The 16336-nt window shown below is 58.2% G+C and carries 26 protein-coding genes; 2 read left to right on the top strand and 24 right to left on the bottom strand.

What is annotated here, in order from left to right:
- The first annotated feature begins 74 nt into the window (after positions 1-74).
- Positions 75-1055: a hydrolase gene (locus tag ABDK11_RS10100; protein ID WP_346840167.1), complete on the top strand. Its 981-nt coding sequence runs from the start codon at positions 75-77 to the stop codon at positions 1053-1055.
- 28 nt (positions 1056-1083) lie between these two features.
- Here ABDK11_RS10100 and ABDK11_RS10095 read toward each other — a convergent pair whose 3' ends face one another.
- The 24 genes from ABDK11_RS10095 to ABDK11_RS09980 all read right to left on the bottom strand — a co-directional run bounded on the left by ABDK11_RS10095 (position 1084) and on the right by ABDK11_RS09980 (position 15612).
- On the bottom strand, positions 1084-1461 hold the full coding sequence (locus tag ABDK11_RS10095) for a DoxX family protein (RefSeq protein ID WP_346840166.1): 378 nt from the start codon (positions 1459-1461) through the stop codon (positions 1084-1086).
- A gap of 59 nt (positions 1462-1520) precedes the next feature.
- The gene (locus ABDK11_RS10090) at positions 1521-1952 is read right to left on the bottom strand and encodes an SRPBCC domain-containing protein (RefSeq protein WP_346840165.1); all 432 of its coding nucleotides are present in this window, start codon (positions 1950-1952) and stop codon (positions 1521-1523) included.
- Positions 1949-2275 (bottom strand): metalloregulator ArsR/SmtB family transcription factor, encoded by a 327-nt coding sequence (locus ABDK11_RS10085; RefSeq protein ID WP_346840164.1) that lies wholly within the window; start codon positions 2273-2275, stop codon positions 1949-1951. Before ABDK11_RS10085 ends, ABDK11_RS10090 begins: the two co-directional genes overlap by 4 nt.
- A gap of 232 nt (positions 2276-2507) precedes the next feature.
- The gene (locus ABDK11_RS10080; RefSeq protein ID WP_346840163.1) at positions 2508-4394 is read right to left on the bottom strand and encodes a hypothetical protein; all 1887 of its coding nucleotides are present in this window, start codon (positions 4392-4394) and stop codon (positions 2508-2510) included.
- A gap of 225 nt (positions 4395-4619) precedes the next feature.
- Complete coding sequence (locus ABDK11_RS10075; RefSeq protein WP_346840162.1) at positions 4620-5885, bottom strand: tyrosine-type recombinase/integrase; 1266 nt, start codon at positions 5883-5885, stop codon at positions 4620-4622.
- A 477-nt stretch (positions 5886-6362) separates the two neighbouring features.
- Complete coding sequence (locus tag ABDK11_RS10070; RefSeq protein ID WP_346840161.1) at positions 6363-6494, bottom strand: hypothetical protein; 132 nt, start codon at positions 6492-6494, stop codon at positions 6363-6365.
- Entirely contained in the window at positions 6491-6847 is a 357-nt protein-coding gene (locus ABDK11_RS10065; RefSeq protein WP_346840160.1) for a hypothetical protein, read from the bottom strand. The genes ABDK11_RS10070 and ABDK11_RS10065 overlap by 4 nt, the downstream gene beginning before the upstream one ends.
- The gene (locus ABDK11_RS10060; RefSeq protein WP_346840159.1) at positions 6844-7176 is read right to left on the bottom strand and encodes a hypothetical protein; all 333 of its coding nucleotides are present in this window, start codon (positions 7174-7176) and stop codon (positions 6844-6846) included. Before ABDK11_RS10060 ends, ABDK11_RS10065 begins: the two co-directional genes overlap by 4 nt.
- A gap of 2 nt (positions 7177-7178) precedes the next feature.
- Complete coding sequence (locus ABDK11_RS10055) at positions 7179-7694, bottom strand: structural protein (protein ID WP_346840158.1); 516 nt, start codon at positions 7692-7694, stop codon at positions 7179-7181.
- Entirely contained in the window at positions 7694-9139 is a 1446-nt protein-coding gene (locus tag ABDK11_RS10050; protein WP_346840157.1) for a hypothetical protein, read from the bottom strand. Before ABDK11_RS10050 ends, ABDK11_RS10055 begins: the two co-directional genes overlap by 1 nt.
- A complete protein-coding gene (locus ABDK11_RS10045; RefSeq protein WP_346840156.1) occupies positions 9136-9651 on the bottom strand; it encodes a hypothetical protein in 516 nt (171 codons plus the stop codon). The genes ABDK11_RS10050 and ABDK11_RS10045 overlap by 4 nt, the downstream gene beginning before the upstream one ends.
- Before the next feature lies 1 nt (position 9652).
- Positions 9653-9880, bottom strand: a complete 228-nt coding sequence (locus ABDK11_RS10040) for a hypothetical protein (RefSeq protein ID WP_346840155.1) — start codon at positions 9878-9880, stop codon at positions 9653-9655.
- Positions 9873-10196, bottom strand: a complete 324-nt coding sequence (locus ABDK11_RS10035; protein ID WP_346840154.1) for a hypothetical protein — start codon at positions 10194-10196, stop codon at positions 9873-9875. The genes ABDK11_RS10040 and ABDK11_RS10035 overlap by 8 nt, the downstream gene beginning before the upstream one ends.
- A 9-nt stretch (positions 10197-10205) precedes the next feature.
- Positions 10206-11060 (bottom strand): major capsid protein P2, encoded by an 855-nt coding sequence (locus tag ABDK11_RS10030; protein WP_346840153.1) that lies wholly within the window; start codon positions 11058-11060, stop codon positions 10206-10208.
- 273 nt (positions 11061-11333) lie between these two features.
- A complete protein-coding gene (locus tag ABDK11_RS10025) occupies positions 11334-12005 on the bottom strand; it encodes a hypothetical protein (RefSeq protein ID WP_346840152.1) in 672 nt (223 codons plus the stop codon).
- Complete coding sequence (locus ABDK11_RS10020) at positions 11995-12471, bottom strand: hypothetical protein (RefSeq protein ID WP_346840151.1); 477 nt, start codon at positions 12469-12471, stop codon at positions 11995-11997. The genes ABDK11_RS10025 and ABDK11_RS10020 overlap by 11 nt, the downstream gene beginning before the upstream one ends.
- Positions 12461-12901: a zinc ribbon domain-containing protein gene (locus tag ABDK11_RS10015; protein ID WP_346840150.1), complete on the bottom strand. Its 441-nt coding sequence runs from the start codon at positions 12899-12901 to the stop codon at positions 12461-12463. Before ABDK11_RS10015 ends, ABDK11_RS10020 begins: the two co-directional genes overlap by 11 nt.
- Positions 12891-13121 (bottom strand): hypothetical protein, encoded by a 231-nt coding sequence (locus ABDK11_RS10010; protein WP_346840149.1) that lies wholly within the window; start codon positions 13119-13121, stop codon positions 12891-12893. Before ABDK11_RS10010 ends, ABDK11_RS10015 begins: the two co-directional genes overlap by 11 nt.
- Positions 13121-13378 (bottom strand): hypothetical protein, encoded by a 258-nt coding sequence (locus tag ABDK11_RS10005; RefSeq protein WP_346840148.1) that lies wholly within the window; start codon positions 13376-13378, stop codon positions 13121-13123. Before ABDK11_RS10005 ends, ABDK11_RS10010 begins: the two co-directional genes overlap by 1 nt.
- Complete coding sequence (locus ABDK11_RS10000) at positions 13365-13691, bottom strand: hypothetical protein (protein ID WP_346840147.1); 327 nt, start codon at positions 13689-13691, stop codon at positions 13365-13367. The genes ABDK11_RS10005 and ABDK11_RS10000 overlap by 14 nt, the downstream gene beginning before the upstream one ends.
- Positions 13684-13884, bottom strand: a complete 201-nt coding sequence (locus ABDK11_RS09995) for a hypothetical protein (RefSeq protein ID WP_346840146.1) — start codon at positions 13882-13884, stop codon at positions 13684-13686. The genes ABDK11_RS10000 and ABDK11_RS09995 overlap by 8 nt, the downstream gene beginning before the upstream one ends.
- A 572-nt stretch (positions 13885-14456) precedes the next feature.
- The gene (locus ABDK11_RS09990; protein WP_346840145.1) at positions 14457-15158 is read right to left on the bottom strand and encodes a hypothetical protein; all 702 of its coding nucleotides are present in this window, start codon (positions 15156-15158) and stop codon (positions 14457-14459) included.
- Position 15159: 1 nt separating this feature from the next.
- The gene (locus ABDK11_RS09985; RefSeq protein ID WP_346840144.1) at positions 15160-15384 is read right to left on the bottom strand and encodes a hypothetical protein; all 225 of its coding nucleotides are present in this window, start codon (positions 15382-15384) and stop codon (positions 15160-15162) included.
- Between the two features lie 9 nt (positions 15385-15393).
- Positions 15394-15612 (bottom strand): hypothetical protein, encoded by a 219-nt coding sequence (locus ABDK11_RS09980; RefSeq protein WP_346840143.1) that lies wholly within the window; start codon positions 15610-15612, stop codon positions 15394-15396.
- A gap of 240 nt (positions 15613-15852) precedes the next feature.
- Here ABDK11_RS09980 and ABDK11_RS09975 point away from each other — a divergent pair, with 240 nt between their 5' ends.
- Positions 15853-16140, top strand: a complete 288-nt coding sequence (locus ABDK11_RS09975) for a helix-turn-helix transcriptional regulator (protein ID WP_346840142.1) — start codon at positions 15853-15855, stop codon at positions 16138-16140.
- The last annotated feature ends 196 nt before the right edge of the window (positions 16141-16336 follow it).

Below are 16336 nucleotides of genomic sequence, written 5' to 3'. Positions count from 1 at the left end.
TTGCGTTCGACGCAGGGCTTTCGTTTTGCCCCCAACCTCAGTATCTTGCCCGCTCAAGTAGCCGGATCCATCGCATGATTGAGAAGTTTTCCCCCGCTATCGGCCTGGGCAATTGTCACCTGCAGACCATCTTTTCCCGCCTTCACCGCCCCAAGCCCTGGGTGCGCACCGAATGCCATTGGCACTACACGCTCGACGGCGACCGCCTGGGCCTGCACCTGCCACGGCCGCTCCGCGACAGCGCTGAACATCCGCTGGTGCTGATTCTTCACGGCCTCGAGGGATCGGTGGAATCCCCCTATGCACAGGGGCTGATGGCGGCACTTCTAGAGCGCGATTACCAGGTGGCGGTGATGCACTTCCGCGGCTGCGGCGGTGTGCCCAACATGTTGCTGCGCGCCTACCACAGTGGCGACAGCGAGGATCCGCGCTGGCTTGCCGGCGAACTGCGCAAACAGTTACCGAATACACCGATGATGGCCGTGGGCTATTCGCTCGGCGGCAATGTGCTACTGAAGTGGCTCGGCGAAGACGGGCAGGGCAGTCCGCTGAGTGCGGCGGTGGCAGTGTCCGCGCCAATGGATCTGCATGCCTGCAGCCGGCGTATCAATTCCGGCCTATCGCGCTTTTACCAGCGTCACCTGCTGAAGAGCCTGAAGAACAGTCTCGAGCAGAAAGCGCGGGACTCCAGTCTCGCGGACGCCATGCCCAATCTGAAGGATCCACGCAACTTCCGCAATTTTCGCAACTTCGATGATGCTTTCACGGCGCCGTTGCATGGATTCCGCGATGTCGACGACTACTACACCCGCGCCTCCAGCAAGCCGCTGCTAAAAAATATCGCCGTGCCGACACTGATCATCCATGCCGTCGATGATCCTTTTATCTGCCCGAGCGCCATTCCCACTGCAAAGGAAGTCAGCCCCAATGTAGAGCTGGCTATCAGTGCCCACGGGGGCCATGTCGGCTTTATCGCCGGGAGTCTGTGGCGGCCAGAATACTGGCTGGAACAGAATATCCCCGACTACCTCGACAAATTCCGGGGCCAGCAGTGACCCGCAAACATGTCGGCAAGAAACCGGTTCAGACTGCGCCTGCAAGCGGCGTCAGCGAAAAGCGGCCATAGGCAATAAAGACACAGATTGCCGCCACTACCAGCCAGTAGGTTATCTGGCCAAAATTGACCGTTCCCGAGAAAACATTGAACAGGGTAAAGAGCAGCATCTCGGCGGCAATACACAGCGCCGCGATGGGCACCAGAAATACCAACGGTTTGTAGAACGCCGGCACAATCAGGCCCAGGCCGCACAGTAACTCAAACCCGGCCAGCGCCAGCCAGGCGCTGTGGGGGATGGCGCTCAGGGTGGGCAGGGTTTGTTCCGAGTTGGAAAATTTCCACACGGCGCCCACAGCGGTGTGCAGGGCAAGCAGGGCCTGTAGAATCCACAAGAAAATACTCATCAATCCATTCCTTTGTTGAACGTTTTTCAGCGGTCGTGTGAGACCGGAGGCGTAAAAAACTAATCCTGTCGTTCCAGCAGCGTGTCCAGTGACATGAAAAATGTCCGCCAGCCCTGCTTGGCCCCCTGATAGGCCTGTTTCTGTTGTGGATGGAAACCGCGCTGCTCCATACGTAGAAGCGTGCCGCCAGCGGCCGCAGTGAGCGTAAAGGTCACCACACTCTCGAGATTGAATGCCGCTTCCTCGTGTTCGTGGTTCCACGTGTAGGACAGCGTTTTGTGCTCCTCCACCTCAAGTACCTCGCAATCGAGCACGCCGCCCCAGTCACCTCGCAGCTTGAATGTGTGGCCCACAGCGGGCACAAAATCATTTTTCATCAGCCACTCCTCGATCAGGTGCGGCTGGGTCAGGGCGCGCCAGAGCTTTTCCGGCGGGTAGGGGAACTGGCGCTCGACCACAACTGAACGCAGATCCATCGCGGTTTCATTCATTGATCCATCCTTTTGAGCAGGTCTTCGAGGTCGTCAAACCGCCGCTGCCAGAAAGCGGTCATTTCCGTGGTCCAGTCGAGCAGGGGAGATAACGCTGCGGGCTGCGCGCTGTAGTGGGTCTGGCGCCCCTGGTGGCGATCGCGCACCAGTCCGGCCTGCTTGAGGACCCCGAGGTGCCTGGACACGGCTGGCTGCGAGACGCCGGCCAGCGCAGTGAGTGCGCCGACGGTCTGCTCGCCATCGCGACACAGCTGTTCAAACAGCGCGCGCCGCGTGGGGTCGGCGAGCGTTTTGAAGAGCAGGTCCCGATTGTCTGTGATCATCAATCCATAACTCCCTGGTTATCAATTAAAGTATAACCATGGAGTTATGGATTGATCAAGGGGAGAGGCGGTAGCGATTGGCGGGAAACCGATCATCGTTGGATTTGCCAATAATCAGCCGGTCAGCAGGCCACCGGGGTAACGGTTTGGCAGCCTGCTGGCTCGATCTTCTACCATATTCAAATATTCAGGTGCCAGGCGCACAGACCCTATGCGCCCGCCGGATCGTCTTCTACACGTAACGCTGATAAGTCCAGTTAAAACGGATAGCCTCCAGTGCGGTATCGGACTGGTAGCCCTCGATGCTCGTAAGCGCCGCATTAACACCCTGCGGCGCGAGGGCAATAAAATAATTGCCCCCGGATCCACCGGTACCGATTTCCCGGCCGAGATTGGTGCGAAACACCAACTGATTCATCGCACCGCCGGCACCGCCGAAAACCCCGACAATCGCTTCATTTTCTTGCAAATCCCAGCGATGGGGCTCGCCGCTAGCGGGGCTGCCGTGGACCGCCCCGGGCTCACCACCGTAAATCATCTGGATTGAGTCGATCAGGTCTCCTGCGCGGACCACCAGGCCAGTCACTGGCGCACTCGGATCGTCACTGAATGGCGTATCGGACGGGTTATTGTCTGACAGGAGCAGGCTATGCACCTGCTGAGTTTCCTGAGTGGGCACCTCGGTATTATCGGGCGAAAGATATTTCCACAACTGAACAGGTCCCAGCAAAGCATCGAGCTGAATAGTGTACTCATTCTCCACATAGCTTCGGCGCCATGCGAGTGCCTCATCGGCGGGGGATTGTCCAGAGTAAGAGGGAGATTGATAATTGGCGGCAGGATCCACCACATAGTAATTGCTGCCCTCTGTTACTACCTGAATCTGGTCCAACCGCCAGGCCAGGGCGTCACTGGCCCCCTGCTGGGCCAATCGGGTGAAGCTCTCGATATGTTCGATAACGGAGCGGCGATGCATTTCCGCGTCCGGGTCGGATTCCAGATAGATATCCTCGTAAAACAGCGCCTGTTCCCGCAGTACGATCAACATGATGGTACTCATGGGGATCATATAAATTAACGTGCTTGCGGGGTTGTCCCGATCCACAAAGTAGGGCTCGTCTGTGCGAAGCTCGGTAAGCAGCGCAGAGAACAGACTCCCTTTCTGGCTGGTGCCATAGGCAGTCTCGTTGTAGACCAATAAAGCCCGGTAGAGGCCATCGAGCGTGTCGGTTAAATACTGAGCCTTGATCTGGTCAACCAGGCTGGCTAGTAACGCATTGATATAGAGTTCGATGCTGTTCCATACCTGCATCGGCGATTCCGGATTGGGCCACAAAGCACCCACCAGCCCCTTCAGCGCGGCGCCAACCGTCGGCACGGTTCCGGCGATACCGGCCACCAGAGACTCCAGCGACGCGCTTACGTTCTGTTCCTCCAGGCTCAGCAGGGTCTGCACATTCGCAGCATCTGGTATGCTCGGCTCCCAGCCTTGTGGCTGTGCATCGAACACTTCCAGGCTCTCCAGTGTCGACATCGCAAATCCATCACCAAAATTCTGGATCAGGGAGTTGGGGCCAAGGCTGACAGGTTCGCCGTCGAAATTTTCCGTGGGGTAGAGCCTCACCCAGGTTGATGGCCCGGTGGTAAGCGACCAGGGTACCCCTGTGCCGCCCCATAGGGAAAAAGTGCTGGCGTCGCCCGGCCCGTTGATTCTGGTCGGGTAGTCGCTGCTAAACCGGGGGGCGCCGTAAAAGCGCACCCAACACTCGCCGGGGGCATTAATGTCAGATACCGGCCACCAGATCGGACGCTGGTCAAACAGGCGAAAGCTATTGGTGTTGTCGCCCATGCTGTAGTCATCGAGATTTGGATAGGCCGAATTCGGAGGAACGCGCAGCACATTTCCCGTGTAGTTCTTGTCACGATACAGCTCTAACCAGCTGGACGATCCGGTCTTGAGCGAGTCCACCTGGTCGTCCAGGCCTTTGTCCAGGCCATTTGGATTATCAAGCTCATAGTCATCCATATTGGGGACATTATTTACCCCCTCAAACTTCAAGGTTCCTTTCTCGTAGTCCGGGTTTTCCCAGAACTGAACCCAGCAATTGGAAGTTTCCATTTTCCTTCTCCTTGGAATGTTACTTTCCGATTTTCCTTTCGACTAGTTGGCGATCCCACTCGATTTAGCCACAATTTTCCGCGCATAAGAAGTGATAAAACGGAGCGACAACGAATTTTTGCAGCTTAAATTATTGGATTTTTTTTGAATACAATCGAAAGCTCTAAGAAAGAGTCAACGCTATATAGGCGTTGATTTTCGATGAGCGACTACTTATAGCAGAGTTCAATTTACACTACGACCTTTACCACTTCGTGCACGCACTCGATTTTCAGTCTGCACGTACACGCTGTCGGTTGTGGCCATACTGGAATGCCCCAGATCTTCGGACAGGTCCTTGAGCGCGCGACCGCGTTCGACCTCCATGCTGGCGCCGGTGTGGCGCAGCCAGTGGGTGGAAGCCTCTTTGAGTTTACGCGCCTTATCTTCGCCCTCAACCAGGCGCATCTCGTCATAGGCTCGATCAAAGACCTGCTGGACGATGCGGGTAAGTTGGCGCGATGTCATACCGCCGCGGCCGCGAACTTTCTCCACCAGCGGCTCATTTTCTCCTGTCGACGGCAGCGGGCTGAGGCCGCGGTAGGCGCGATAGCGCTTGAGATAGCCGATAAAGCTGTCCGGCACTGTGGTATCACGCAGTTTACGCCCCTTGCCGAACACCTTGAGCCACCAGTTGCCATCTGAATCCTGCCAGAAATGACTCATGACCGGTGTCCAATTCGGGCGCTCGGACAGCTCGGAAATTCGCAGAAACAGCGTCTTCAGCGCGCAGATCACAAACAGGCTGCGCTCGTAGATCGGATCCTCATCGGCCATCTGCAGCGCGGTGTTGAACACGTTCCGCCATTGGGATTCCGTCAGTCGGCGGATTTCCTTGACCTGGGCATCTCTGATGAAATGACGGCAATCTGCCTTGGCAATCTGCGCAGGATTGCCGTACAGGTACTCCTCATTCATCAGATATTTATAGAAGGCGATAATTCCGGTAAAAGTGGCCGTCAGGGTCTGTTGTGAAGGGCGGTACTTTTTCTTGTCCGGCTTCTTATCCGACTGCTTGTCCGCAGTGGACTCGACAGTGCTCTTTTTGGGGAGCTTCAGCCTGAACGGCGCCCAGGCCTTGTTCTGGACATGGCGGCCATTGTTGAGCACGAACTTGTCGGTATTGGCAAGGCAAATCCAGGATTCCGGTGGCTGCCAGCAGAAATCGGCATACTCGAGGATATCCGCCTTGCGCAGGCGCTCCATGGGAGTACCTTTGATCAGGAACACCCACAACAGGAAACGCTCGGTTTCATTGCGAAAGCGCGCAAAGGTGTGCTCAGACTTGTTGCGGCCGGTGTAGCGCAAAAACTCCTGGCCCCAATGCCAGTGCGACAGCCACCAGGATTCACCGGACTCGAGCAGCGCCTTGATCTCCGGATAGTCGCCAAAGCGCAGATCCTTGAGTTCGCGATAGGTCGGGTACAGCGGCACGGGTCTGGGGATAGCCATAAAGAAGCCTGAAGTCCGGTTTTGAGCGGGAAAGCCCATAATAACCGCCCTAACCCATATTGTCGAATACTAAACAGTATTGGACATAACAGAGCCACTTTTCGCCCTGCCCGGATCAATTCGATTATAAAAATCAAGCGGGCATTCTGGACTGTAGCGCACAATTCAACCTTTTTGCTCAATCACCCGCCGCAATGAGTATTTTTTACTCTTTTTAATAACATTTGGCTATATATGCGATTTCTGCGAATTTACTTCAAATATCGCGGGTTACAGGGGGAAAAATCCAGCCTAACCCGATATCGCCCATAAAAAAAGGCGGGCTGCAGCCCACCTTTTTGTTTGTGATTTTTGACGTACAGCCCTATTTGCGGCGCTTCCTGGTGCGACGCTTGCGGGCCGATGCCAGGCCACCTAGGCGGCCGAGTTTCACCGCGCAGGTGTTTTTGCGTTTTGCGGGTTTCTTGCGTGTTGCCATTACTTAAATACCTTGTCGAGTAGTCGGTTTACATCGCGGCGCAGGCTGACGATATCGGCCCGGATCGCGGCCCAGGCGGCGCCGGCACCGGCAGCCGCAGAGAGGAAGGTTCCCAGGTCAAAATCGTTCACTGCTTGCCCCGCCCTTTGATCAGGTTGTAAATGCCACCAGGTGCGACGACAGCGCCGAGGGACAGCGGGTCTATGTCGGGGTGCAGGTGCAGCAGAAGCGCGCCCACGCCCAGGGAAAACACGCTCAGGAGCTGGCGGCCCATCTTGTGCACGCCGTCGATCCAGGGGACGGTTTTCGTCTGTAGCTCGAGCTGGTAGCTCTGCTCCTGCAGCTGCTTGAACCGCTCCCGCGTCTGCTCCAGGGTCGCGCGCAGTTCCGCGCGCTTGTCCTTGTCCACGACGAACTGGTCAACGATATCGAGGCCCTTGTCGATTGGGCTGATCCAATCGGTAAGTTTTCCGAATAGGCTCACTTCAATTTGCTCCCGTTGTTGCTGGTGTCGATGATGGCGAGGCCGGGGTTGCCGCTGGCCTCTGCGGCGCTAGTGCCAAGGAACAGTTCGGCGTCGCCCGGGTGGGTGACTTCGTATATCCAGGAACCGAGCGAGAAATCGTTGTTGTCGCTGCCGTCGTTCAGCACGTCGCCCACGGCGTTGACAGCGCTATAGGCGAGGTTCTGGTCGCTGGTGGGCGTCAGGGCTTTGGCGGCGTCCGCGCGCTTGCTGTACAGCCACACAAGGCCGGCGGCGGCCAGCAGGGCCAGCACCATCACGCCGTCGATTTTGACCTGCGGGAACTTCACCGTTACGCCCTCGCCAGCTCGATGGCCTGCGCGATCAGGGCATCGCTGTAGGGCTGCTGGCCGTTTTCGTGCAGGACGATAGCGGCGATCAGCGGCAGACGGTGGACGGGCTGCAGCTGCTCCTGGGGCGCGACGCCGACGGCGCTGGCTACATGGGCAATGTACGCCGCCGTATTGTTTTCAATATCCGGCGCCCAGCGGTCGATAATGCCCGCCACAGTATTGATGCCATATTTGCTCCGGTAGGTGTCCAGGGTGCGCGACAGCGCGCGCAGGCCGTAGAGCGGTGATTCGAATACCAGGTACCGGCCATCGTCACCGGTGGCGCCCTGCCAGGGCTCGCCGGCTTCGATATTGCCGGGGTTGTTGTTGCGGATGCCGCGGGGGCGGGTGTCTTCGGTCATGTCGATTTCATCCTGTGAGATGTTTGGTTCAGGGGTCGCGGCGCGGGCGCGGGTGCTGAACAGCAGCGCCGCGCCGGCTGCGAGGGTTACCAGGGCGGCGACGGCGGTGCGCATTAGTCGAAAATGTCCGGCAGAACCTTAAATGTCATGGTTGAACCATCCAAAACGGCGAGGTCTGGAACGCTGACGCTGCGTCGACTAAAAGTCTGCGTGCCGGTGTCCACCGTCCGGACAACGTCGCCATTGTCATAGGCATAGCCCGTTAAATAATCCGCGTAGTTGCCGAACTGGTCGCCAAGTACGAACCCGGCCCAATCATAAATAACAGCGTCCCCCACTCGCGTGGTGACAACCGAAATGGGGTCCAGAACGCGCTTTCTAACAATGGTCGCGGCGTCGCCCGGCCTTTGGTGGTAAAGCTCCGCATAGCTTGTGACATTCTGAAATTCCGCAATGCGGTATCTAGCATCCGAAAAAGTGACAACGCCCCGCGAACAATCGGGAGTCAGAGCCCGCCAGACTTCAGCGCTGCGGCCAGAGTCGTGCGACATTTCTGAATTGACATCGCCGGTTTTTCTCTCGAAAACTCCCGCGTCGTTTACGTGGTACTTTTTCCAAGCGCCTACACCGGTTACGTAATGGTCATAGATCATTACCTCACCGTTACCCAGGTGCAGGAAAACATCTGCACCGCCGTTGCTCTGCTCGGGGCTGTCGAGGTAGGGAGTCAGATCAAGTTCGACCTTAATGTCGGTGCCATCAGGCGCGCAACTATGCACCGCTTTTCCGCTCCCGTTAAGCGAGTACAGGCGACCTTTCCACCACATTAACCCATAACGGGTTGTCGCAACATACGGGCCGAATGTATTGACCTGAGAAAGCGCCCCGGAAGGTGTGCCCCCAATTTGTCCCGCGAAAATCTGTCCGCTTGATCCCTTTGTGTATACAACACCGTATTCGTTAATCGCCATTCCCGCACTGCCCCACAATGAACCGATGCCCCCGTAGTGCTTAATAAAAGTGCCGGTCGCCTGATAGGGGTCTATTACGCTGATAGTGTTATCGTCATAGAGCAGATAAAAAAGGCCATTGAAAATACAGGCCACCCCATAGGAAACGTCTTTAACACCGGTTCCGGTCCAGTCAGCAGTGTCCGCTGTAATCACTGTCTCACCCACCGACAACGCCCCGACTTCGCGCTGGTAATCGGTGGGCAAACTGTCAGCGGTGCCGCGTGCGGCAGTTTTTACGTACGCCGATATATTGACCTGACCGTCAACAATCACCTTGTTATAGCTGCCCTCGCCCACTACAAACACAACCGACTGATCGGCGGGGCCGGTGTTTTTTGCCTCGAATGAAGAAAATGCCGGCTCGTTGTAGTTGCTGCGCGGAATACCGCGAGATTCACCGGGGTCCATCTTGACGGTCTGGCCGTGGATGGTTACCTCAACCGGGAACGCCGCCTCTTTCAGGAATACAAAATCACCCGGCGCGCGCACGTTGGTATTGACACCGGCTTTCAGAAAAATAGGCTCGTCGCCATTGCTCGCGCTCATTTAATCACCTTGGACAGATACGGAATGGTCAATACAAAAATCAGTACCAGGGCGCCCCATTTGATGAGTCCCTGGGAAAGCTGGCCGTCTTCGCTGGTATTGGCGGAGCGGGCAAAGCTCAGTACCTGGGACAGGCCATCGCTGTAGTTCTGCGCATTAACGGCACTGGCGGTGCTTACCTGGTCAATCGCATGGTTGGCGAGTTCCTGTTGCGACAGGATCGCCGTTTCACCGAGGCCCAGGGCACCGTTTAGCGCGTCGCTGCCAAACGACAACGCCCCCTCTAGCGAATCATTGGAATAGTCGAGCGCGGCAAGGCTCAATTCCTTACCGGCCGACACTGCCCCCTGGTCAGTGGTATTGATTGTGAGAGTACCGCCAACGTCGCCACCGATGCCGATTGCGTTATCAGCGAGGTCTTGCTCGTTGATGCGGTTATCGGCTGTCGTGGTGGTGTAGTCGTTGGTGATATTTTCGTTTTTGGTGGTTTTCTTGGAATCGAAAAAACCCATATCAGCGCCCCCGGAAAAACAGCCAGGCAATCACCACCACGGCCAGCAGCAACAGCGGATTGGTGAACACCTTTTCCACTGCGCGGCCGGCCGCGTTGGGGTTGCCACCCAGGCCTATATTTTTGGTGCCGGTCGAGCTGGTGGCAGTCGTCGCTGACTGATCCGTGACGCCAGAGGAACCGGAAAAGCCACCCCCGCCGGTATTCAGCAGCGCCAGCGGATTAGCCACCTTTCGCCCCCTTGAGCACGGCCCACGCGATAAACGCCACGACCGACAGCGTCAGAAGCGACCGGTTGAAGGTCAGGCCGGCGATCACCACATTTTCAGAAGCGCCGCCGCCCTGCACCTGGGGATCTGGGCCGCTGACCGGGCTGACGGTCGCGTTTACGTCCGCGATCCGCGCCGGGGAGCCGTTGGCGACAGCGCCGGTATTCGGTGCCGTGGTGGTCGCCACTTGACCGCCGGCGCTGCCGAACTCCTTTTGCGCGTACAGGTCGAGCCCCTTATCCAGGAACCCGAAAACCCCATCTGTGATGGTTCCCACGGTGCCCCCTTATCGGCCCATTACGCCGATGGTTTCCAGCAGTGCGGTCACGTTCATGGCTTCGGACGCATCGAGCTTGATGCGGAAGTCCTGAACGCCGTTTTGCACCACCTGTCCGGTTTCCTGATCCACCAGGGATAGCGGAATAGTGTTGCCACCGAAGCCGAGTTCCTCGGTGTCGATGCTCCAGTATCCAGATTGCGGCACGCGCTTGCCGTTTTTCTGCTTGCGCTGGTTGCGGGTGGTGTTGCGCTGCCACTCCGCGCGGTTCTCGCGCCACACTTCGGCGCCGTCGATCTGACCGGTGGACGGAATGAAAGTGGCGCGCTGCAGCAGCAGGCGCTCCGGGACATTCTTGTCGAAGTCGGAGATCGTGAACCAGCCGGCACCGGCGGTGCTGCGGTCTTCGCGGTGGATGTACGGAATCAGGCCCGGGCCACCGGCGACCGGATCGGACATTTCGGCATCCAGGCTCAGGGCAACCGGGCCGGCCGCGCCCGAATCCACTTTCACCTCTAGCGTGAACGTTTTGATGATGTTCCCGGCCTTGTCGGCGACGCCGGTGTTAATCGCGGTGGATTCCATCTGTTCGCGCTGCAGCAGGCGCTGGCGGTCGAACGGAATGTGCAGTACACCGGCGGCAGCTTCCAGGCCGAAATATTGGTTCAGCGCGTCGCGCTGGGCACCGCTGAAGGTCTGAAAAACCTTGCCGTTCAGCTTTAGGGTGAACTCCATTTCGGCCAGGGTGCAGCCGGAATAGGTCAGGTCACAGCTGTGATAGCGGCGACCGATCGGCATCTTGATCAGACCTTTCTGCCCTTTGCCGACGCCCTCAAAGCTCGGCATTTCCAAATCGATACGCATGTCGCGGCCTCTTACTTGAGCGGGTTTTTAGTGTTGGGCACAAACTTGTTGATCAGCACGATGGCGACCAGGGTCATTGCCACAGTGATCAGGCGGGTCTTAGAGAACATTGTTTCTCTCCAGTTGACGGATAATTACCGCCGTGATCACTCCTGCGATTACGGCGGCCAAAACATGACTTTGAAATCTGTTCATGACCCGATTTATGGCAAAAAAAAAGGCCAGCGCTACCGGTTTCTGTAGCGCTGGCCTATAGGTAAAAATTAATTCAAGTCAGATCGTCACGGCACCCTGTACAGGGTTAAAAACCCGAGGTTTTGCGGGATCGGGGCCGGGGTATTTGATATAAAAATGGCACTTTTTGCCGGGGATATTCGCCGGCATGGTCTGCAGCGCCTCCGCCTGGATGCCGAGCACCCGTGAGAGATAATCGCGCTCGGCGGGCGTCTCCAGCTGGCCGCACCATTTGATCGGCGACTGGCTCAGGATGGATTTGTCGATCTCCGCCGGCCGCTGGCTCACGCTATAGATATGGCCGCCGTACTTGCGCGCCTTCCTGGATAGCTGCCCCCAGGTGCCCTTTGCCTTCGCGGTACCGGTCACATCTGCCAGCTCCTCAACCACACCGGCGGTCAATACGCTGCCATCGAGCGCGGCCCAGAACACGCCACACCAGAACTCGAACTCCTCCTGGGTGACCTTATCCGGGGTATAGGCCACGCGGAATTTTTTGCCGCTGGCAACGCCGCGCATCACCGCCCGCTTGAAACTGGCGCGGGTGTAGCAGTGCTCGGCCTTGTGATCCTCGTCCGGGTCCCAGTAGATCACCCGCTGATAGAGCCGGGCCAGATTCAGGCGGCGCAGAAACGACGATTTGCCGCTGCCGCTGCAGCCGCACAGGAACATGTGCCGGCACTCGTGGCTGTTGTCCGGGTTAATCGCCATCGATAGCGCCCTCTCGCTGCTGCCGCTCCTGGTCGCGCTGTGCGTCCGCCTGCTGGCGTTTCTTGGTCTGCTGGATATCCAGGGCCACACGCGGGCCGATCGTCAGGCCAGCGCACAGCAGGAATGCGCCCAGGGGCGAGGGCGACAGCTGGAAGTAGTAATCCAGGACGTCGCCACCGGTGCGCGCCAGTTCCTCGGCCTCCTTCGGGGTCAGCTTCCACAGCGGGCCGCGGCGCGCTTCCAGGAGGCCGAACACCACCACGATAAACGTGGCGACCAATTTGTGGCCCTGCGGCTCCACCGGTACCGGCGCCGCCGGCAGCTGGCCGCCCTGGGGGTCGTCGCGCTCCGGGATATACACACCGTCCGGGTCTTCGCCCACCTCGAGGCTGGCGAACTGCGCGGCCTGCTTCGGCGGCAATTCCTTTTTGGGTTCCGGGGTCTGCTCGGGCTGGTCAGGCTTCATCGTCGTCCTCCGCGAATAGTGCATCAAGCCAGGATTTTTTACCGGTTTGGCCTATAGGCCGAGTTTCGCGCGGCTCTACCGATATCGGCGGGCCGTCGCGCAGTGGATCAGCCGGCCGGGGTTGGCCTATAGGGTCGCCCTCCTCCGCCTGCTGCTCGGCCACAAAACCGCGCTGATCCTCCGCCGGTACCGGCGCGGCCGGCGCCGGTTCGGCACCGGGCACCGGGCGCATATTGGCCGCGAGCCATGCCTGCCCGTCCGGGCCGATGATCTGACTGGTGCCGCAGCGCATTTTGTTGCCGTTGATCTCGGTGTAACAGCGGTAGTAACGCCGGCCGCGTTTGGTGCCCGTCTGCTGCTCGTGCACCGTCGCGTTTTCGTTGCCGCAGTGCGGGCAGGTCACCAGGCCAATGAATTCGCTATTCGCCATCGGTGCCCCCTTTGCATTTGCAGCAGCAGCAGCAGCAGCCTTTCGGTTCCGGCCGCATCTCGTAATTGTTAAAAACTTTTAATTTTCCGCCACCGCCGTCTGGCTCATCGTTGCCCTGTTTTTGTACCTGACGGCCGGCCATCATCTGGTTCAATTCTTCCCTGGTAAAACTGTGGTGAATCCTTTTATGGCCCGAATAGCCATTGCTAAAAAGGCCCATTAATCCGCTCTCCCTTCCAGGCTATTGACTCGATCCTGAAGTTCCTCTAGCAGCACCTGGGAACCCTCGGCCCACCGATCGAGGGCCGCCAGCCGATCGAGTTCGTCCGCCGCCGCGTTCAGCACCTGGGCCGCGCCCTCGGTGTCGATATCCGGCAGCACCATACGCACCATGGCCGGCAGGTTGTCCGCCAGGCCGTCGAGGTTTGCGGCCAGCGCGCGCAGCTGCTGGCCGGCTGGGCTTTCAATAATTGCCATGGTCTCGGCCTCCGTGGTCAAAAGTCACAACGCAACGGCGGTTAATATCGTTTGCCTCCAATACCCAGATATCAGGGCCGCCGCCTCGCAATGCCAAGCGGGCATGGATATCCCACACGGGAAGACAAAACAGCTGCCCATTAAGGTCGCGGGCGGTAACGCGGATTTCAGACAAGCTTTTGCAGCGATCGCGGTAACGGTCACGCTCTTTGCGGTAGGCGAGAATTTGCAGCACCAGGGCCGCGAGAAGTGCCAGGAACAGGAATGGCAGCGCCGGATAAACCAGCAGCTGCGCGGCGATATATTCAGCCACAGGCCACCTCCTGACGGCGGCGCGCGCGGTCGCGATCGCACTGGACGGGCGAGTACTTGGAGCGGTTGAGCTGCGAGCGCGGAATATGCGCCCCGTTGCGGATGACGGCCTGCGGCTGGCGCGGCAGTGCCGGCCCGGATAAACCGGACAGCGCCGCACCGATGGCGGCGAGAATACCCTTCGACTTGTTCATTTGGCTTGTACCCGTATGAGTTAACGGAAATACAAGCCACCCCAGGAGCCGTGTTTATACCACAGGCCAGCGAGAACCGCCTAACTCCTCCTCCTGGTCAACCATACCTCTGTGCCCTCCCCCGCTCTGTTGCTCACTACCACCAAATGGCCTATGGGCCGCACCCACGCCGCGCAGCGGCAAAAAGAGATCCCGCGCTTGCGCGGGCATAGTCCAGCGGCGCAGCCGCTATAGATCGCTCCGCCCTTGGGCGGGCGTTTTTTGATCGCCAGAGCGATCAGTAAATATAGGCCGACGCCGGCCTATAGTGGGTTATCTTAATTACTATGTAATCGACGGTTATGTCACAAACTTAGGGGGTAATAACTTAAGTTCTATATTCCACCGCAAACCCCCAGCTATCCCCAACCTTTTGCACAGATTCAGGGGATAACTATTCGCGGTGGATAAAATCGACGGGGCGACAGGGCCGTCTGTGCGGCTCTCTCGCGGGATTTACAGTTTAGACGGGGGATTTATCGCCGGAATAAAAAAAGGCGCCCACGGGGGCGCCTGCGAAGCGAGACAACGCGTCAGGGATTGGGGGTTGGCGTCGCCTGTATGGAGCCAGGGGGCGCGCCGCGCTGGCGGCGGTGCTGGCCGGGGGAGAAGATGCGATCGATGCGGAAGTAGCGAGCCAGGGCTTCGGCGTCCTGCTGGAACTTGCACAGGAGTTGGGCGGCGCGGTCCGAACTGGCCTTCAACACCTTTTTCCAAAGGCCCTTACCGCCCAACTCGACAAAAAACTTTTTCGTAAACGTGATGATTTTCGGGCTCGCCTGCCACTCACCGGTGGCCATCTGGCGGCGCTGCTGGTGCGACAGCTTGATGTAGCCACACGCCACAAACTCGCGCACGGTCATGCGCACCCGCGCTTCACTCATCGGCGCGCCCTTCCAGGCTTTGCCCTTGCGGGAGATATCCAGGGCGACAAGGCGCATATCCGGCGCCACGTGGCCCTCGGGCGTCACACGGGCGCAGCGGCGGCTGTCGATCTGGTATTCCCGGGAAAACAGCCCCTGCGCCGTCGAGGCCATGCGCTCGCGCGACTCCGAGCGGCGCTGCCGGCCGCTCTCGTTCATCTGCTGCCAGGAGGTAAGGCGATTCATTTTCGTGGCGGCTTCGCGCAGGTACGCGCACACCACACCGATCACCTGGGGCTGGCCGCCGCGGCCGCGCTTTGCCAGGTCGCAAAAACGCAGCTGGTCGCGATTGTGGCCGCAGCGGTTCCCCATGCTAGCGCGACCCTTCCGGTTTAATGCCGAGGCGTTCCAGGTCAGTCAGGAAAAAGCTGATAGCGACGCGTTTTTGTGTGAGCTCTTTGTGCTCCGGCGAACCCGTTGGACAGTAAATCACTTGAGACTGCAGCGCCCGGAATTGATCCATAAGGCAATTTGCTATCAACTGCAGATCGCCTTCCTGGTAGTAGTTGCCGAGCCTGATCATTTTGGGGTCTTCCACGCTCACCCCCTATCGACAGTAAAAACCGGTCGCGGCAATTTCCGCGCGGATTTTTTCGCCGGCGTAGAGCATCTCGTACACCTCCGCGTCGCCGCCTCGGGTGTCTGCGAATTTTTTGTAATCGGAATGGCCGGCGCGCTTCAGGAACTTCAAAAAAGCGAGCGCCTCATCGACTGTGAGAACAACTTGAAAGGAAACTTCAGCGTTGGTTAAGGCATGGTTTGCCATAGTGTCCACCCTCAGTAGTTGAGCAAACACCCGAGGCGTTAAAAAAGGCTGGGAGCTACCCAGCCCGCCTGGGGTGGCTTGGTAGCGCACCGACCGCCGAGATAGGCAGGGACGGACAGCCAGTGGCTACGGAGTGGAGACTACCCAATAGATTGATTGGGCGGCAATAGCGTAATTGGCTAACCAGCCAAATGGATGGAACCTATAATGCAAAAATGTTCTAAGGCAGGGACAACGCAAATGCTGACAACCGTCGACATTTTGGACGTAATGAAAGAGCGTCTTGGCAGCGACTACAAAACTGCGAAACTACTGGATATACATCCAAACCGCATTACGCACCTTCGCAACAAAGGTGGAACGCTCACTGATGCGAACGCGATAAAAATAGCTGCTTTTCTAGGGGTTCCAGTGGAATCTATTATCTTAAATATGGTGGCGGAGCGTTCCAGGAACAGCCCCGCATTCGATGTTTTGGAAAGGATCGCGGAGCAGCACACCCCAAAGACCTGGGCCGCCGCTAGCTAGCTGGGGCGGCCATTCTGGCCAACCTCCCCTCCCCCGCCGATATCGGCCCCTCCGGGCGTCAAATGCTAATTTGCACGCCCGTTGGTTGAATCCTGCGACCCCCTAACCCCCTGAATTGGCGGGTTTTCCTGTGCAAAAAACGACCAATAAACAGTATACGACATAAGAGAATGGATAATCTCCCTTCTGTGTTGCT

Origin of the sequence: Microbulbifer sp. SAOS-129_SWC, assembly GCF_039696035.1 — a bacterium.
Lineage (GTDB): Bacteria > Pseudomonadota > Gammaproteobacteria > Pseudomonadales > Cellvibrionaceae > Microbulbifer.
The sequence above is the reverse complement of the archived record's forward strand: the minus strand, read 5'-3'. Positions and strand labels throughout refer to the sequence as shown.

What these genes read in the sequence shown, in the direction of transcription:
- ABDK11_RS10050 (WP_346840157.1), bottom strand. Translation starts at nt 9,139, where the DNA reads ATGAGCGCGAGCAATGGCGACGAGCCTATTTTTCTGAAAGCCGGTGTC.
- ABDK11_RS09990 (WP_346840145.1), bottom strand. Translation starts at nt 15,158, where the DNA reads ATGGGGAACCGCTGCGGCCACAATCGCGACCAGCTGCGTTTTTGCGAC.
- ABDK11_RS10090 (WP_346840165.1), bottom strand. Translation starts at nt 1,952, where the DNA reads ATGAATGAAACCGCGATGGATCTGCGTTCAGTTGTGGTCGAGCGCCAG.
- ABDK11_RS10010 (WP_346840149.1), bottom strand. Translation starts at nt 13,121, where the DNA reads ATGGGCCTTTTTAGCAATGGCTATTCGGGCCATAAAAGGATTCACCAC.
- ABDK11_RS10055 (WP_346840158.1), bottom strand. Translation starts at nt 7,694, where the DNA reads ATGCGCACCGCCGTCGCCGCCCTGGTAACCCTCGCAGCCGGCGCGGCG.
- ABDK11_RS10075 (WP_346840162.1), bottom strand. Translation starts at nt 5,885, where the DNA reads ATGGCTATCCCCAGACCCGTGCCGCTGTACCCGACCTATCGCGAACTC.
- ABDK11_RS10020 (WP_346840151.1), bottom strand. Translation starts at nt 12,471, where the DNA reads ATGAAGCCTGACCAGCCCGAGCAGACCCCGGAACCCAAAAAGGAATTG.
- ABDK11_RS10100 (WP_346840167.1), top strand. Translation starts at nt 75, where the DNA reads ATGATTGAGAAGTTTTCCCCCGCTATCGGCCTGGGCAATTGTCACCTG.
- ABDK11_RS10085 (WP_346840164.1), bottom strand. Translation starts at nt 2,275, where the DNA reads ATGATCACAGACAATCGGGACCTGCTCTTCAAAACGCTCGCCGACCCC.
- ABDK11_RS10015 (WP_346840150.1), bottom strand. Translation starts at nt 12,901, where the DNA reads ATGGCGAATAGCGAATTCATTGGCCTGGTGACCTGCCCGCACTGCGGC.
- ABDK11_RS09975 (WP_346840142.1), top strand. Translation starts at nt 15,853, where the DNA reads ATGCTGACAACCGTCGACATTTTGGACGTAATGAAAGAGCGTCTTGGC.
- ABDK11_RS09995 (WP_346840146.1), bottom strand. Translation starts at nt 13,884, where the DNA reads ATGAACAAGTCGAAGGGTATTCTCGCCGCCATCGGTGCGGCGCTGTCC.
- ABDK11_RS10095 (WP_346840166.1), bottom strand. Translation starts at nt 1,461, where the DNA reads ATGAGTATTTTCTTGTGGATTCTACAGGCCCTGCTTGCCCTGCACACC.
- ABDK11_RS10030 (WP_346840153.1), bottom strand. Translation starts at nt 11,060, where the DNA reads ATGCGTATCGATTTGGAAATGCCGAGCTTTGAGGGCGTCGGCAAAGGG.
- ABDK11_RS10080 (WP_346840163.1), bottom strand. Translation starts at nt 4,394, where the DNA reads ATGGAAACTTCCAATTGCTGGGTTCAGTTCTGGGAAAACCCGGACTAC.
- ABDK11_RS10045 (WP_346840156.1), bottom strand. Translation starts at nt 9,651, where the DNA reads ATGGGTTTTTTCGATTCCAAGAAAACCACCAAAAACGAAAATATCACC.
- ABDK11_RS10025 (WP_346840152.1), bottom strand. Translation starts at nt 12,005, where the DNA reads ATGGCGATTAACCCGGACAACAGCCACGAGTGCCGGCACATGTTCCTG.
- ABDK11_RS09980 (WP_346840143.1), bottom strand. Translation starts at nt 15,612, where the DNA reads ATGGCAAACCATGCCTTAACCAACGCTGAAGTTTCCTTTCAAGTTGTT.
- ABDK11_RS10005 (WP_346840148.1), bottom strand. Translation starts at nt 13,378, where the DNA reads ATGGCAATTATTGAAAGCCCAGCCGGCCAGCAGCTGCGCGCGCTGGCC.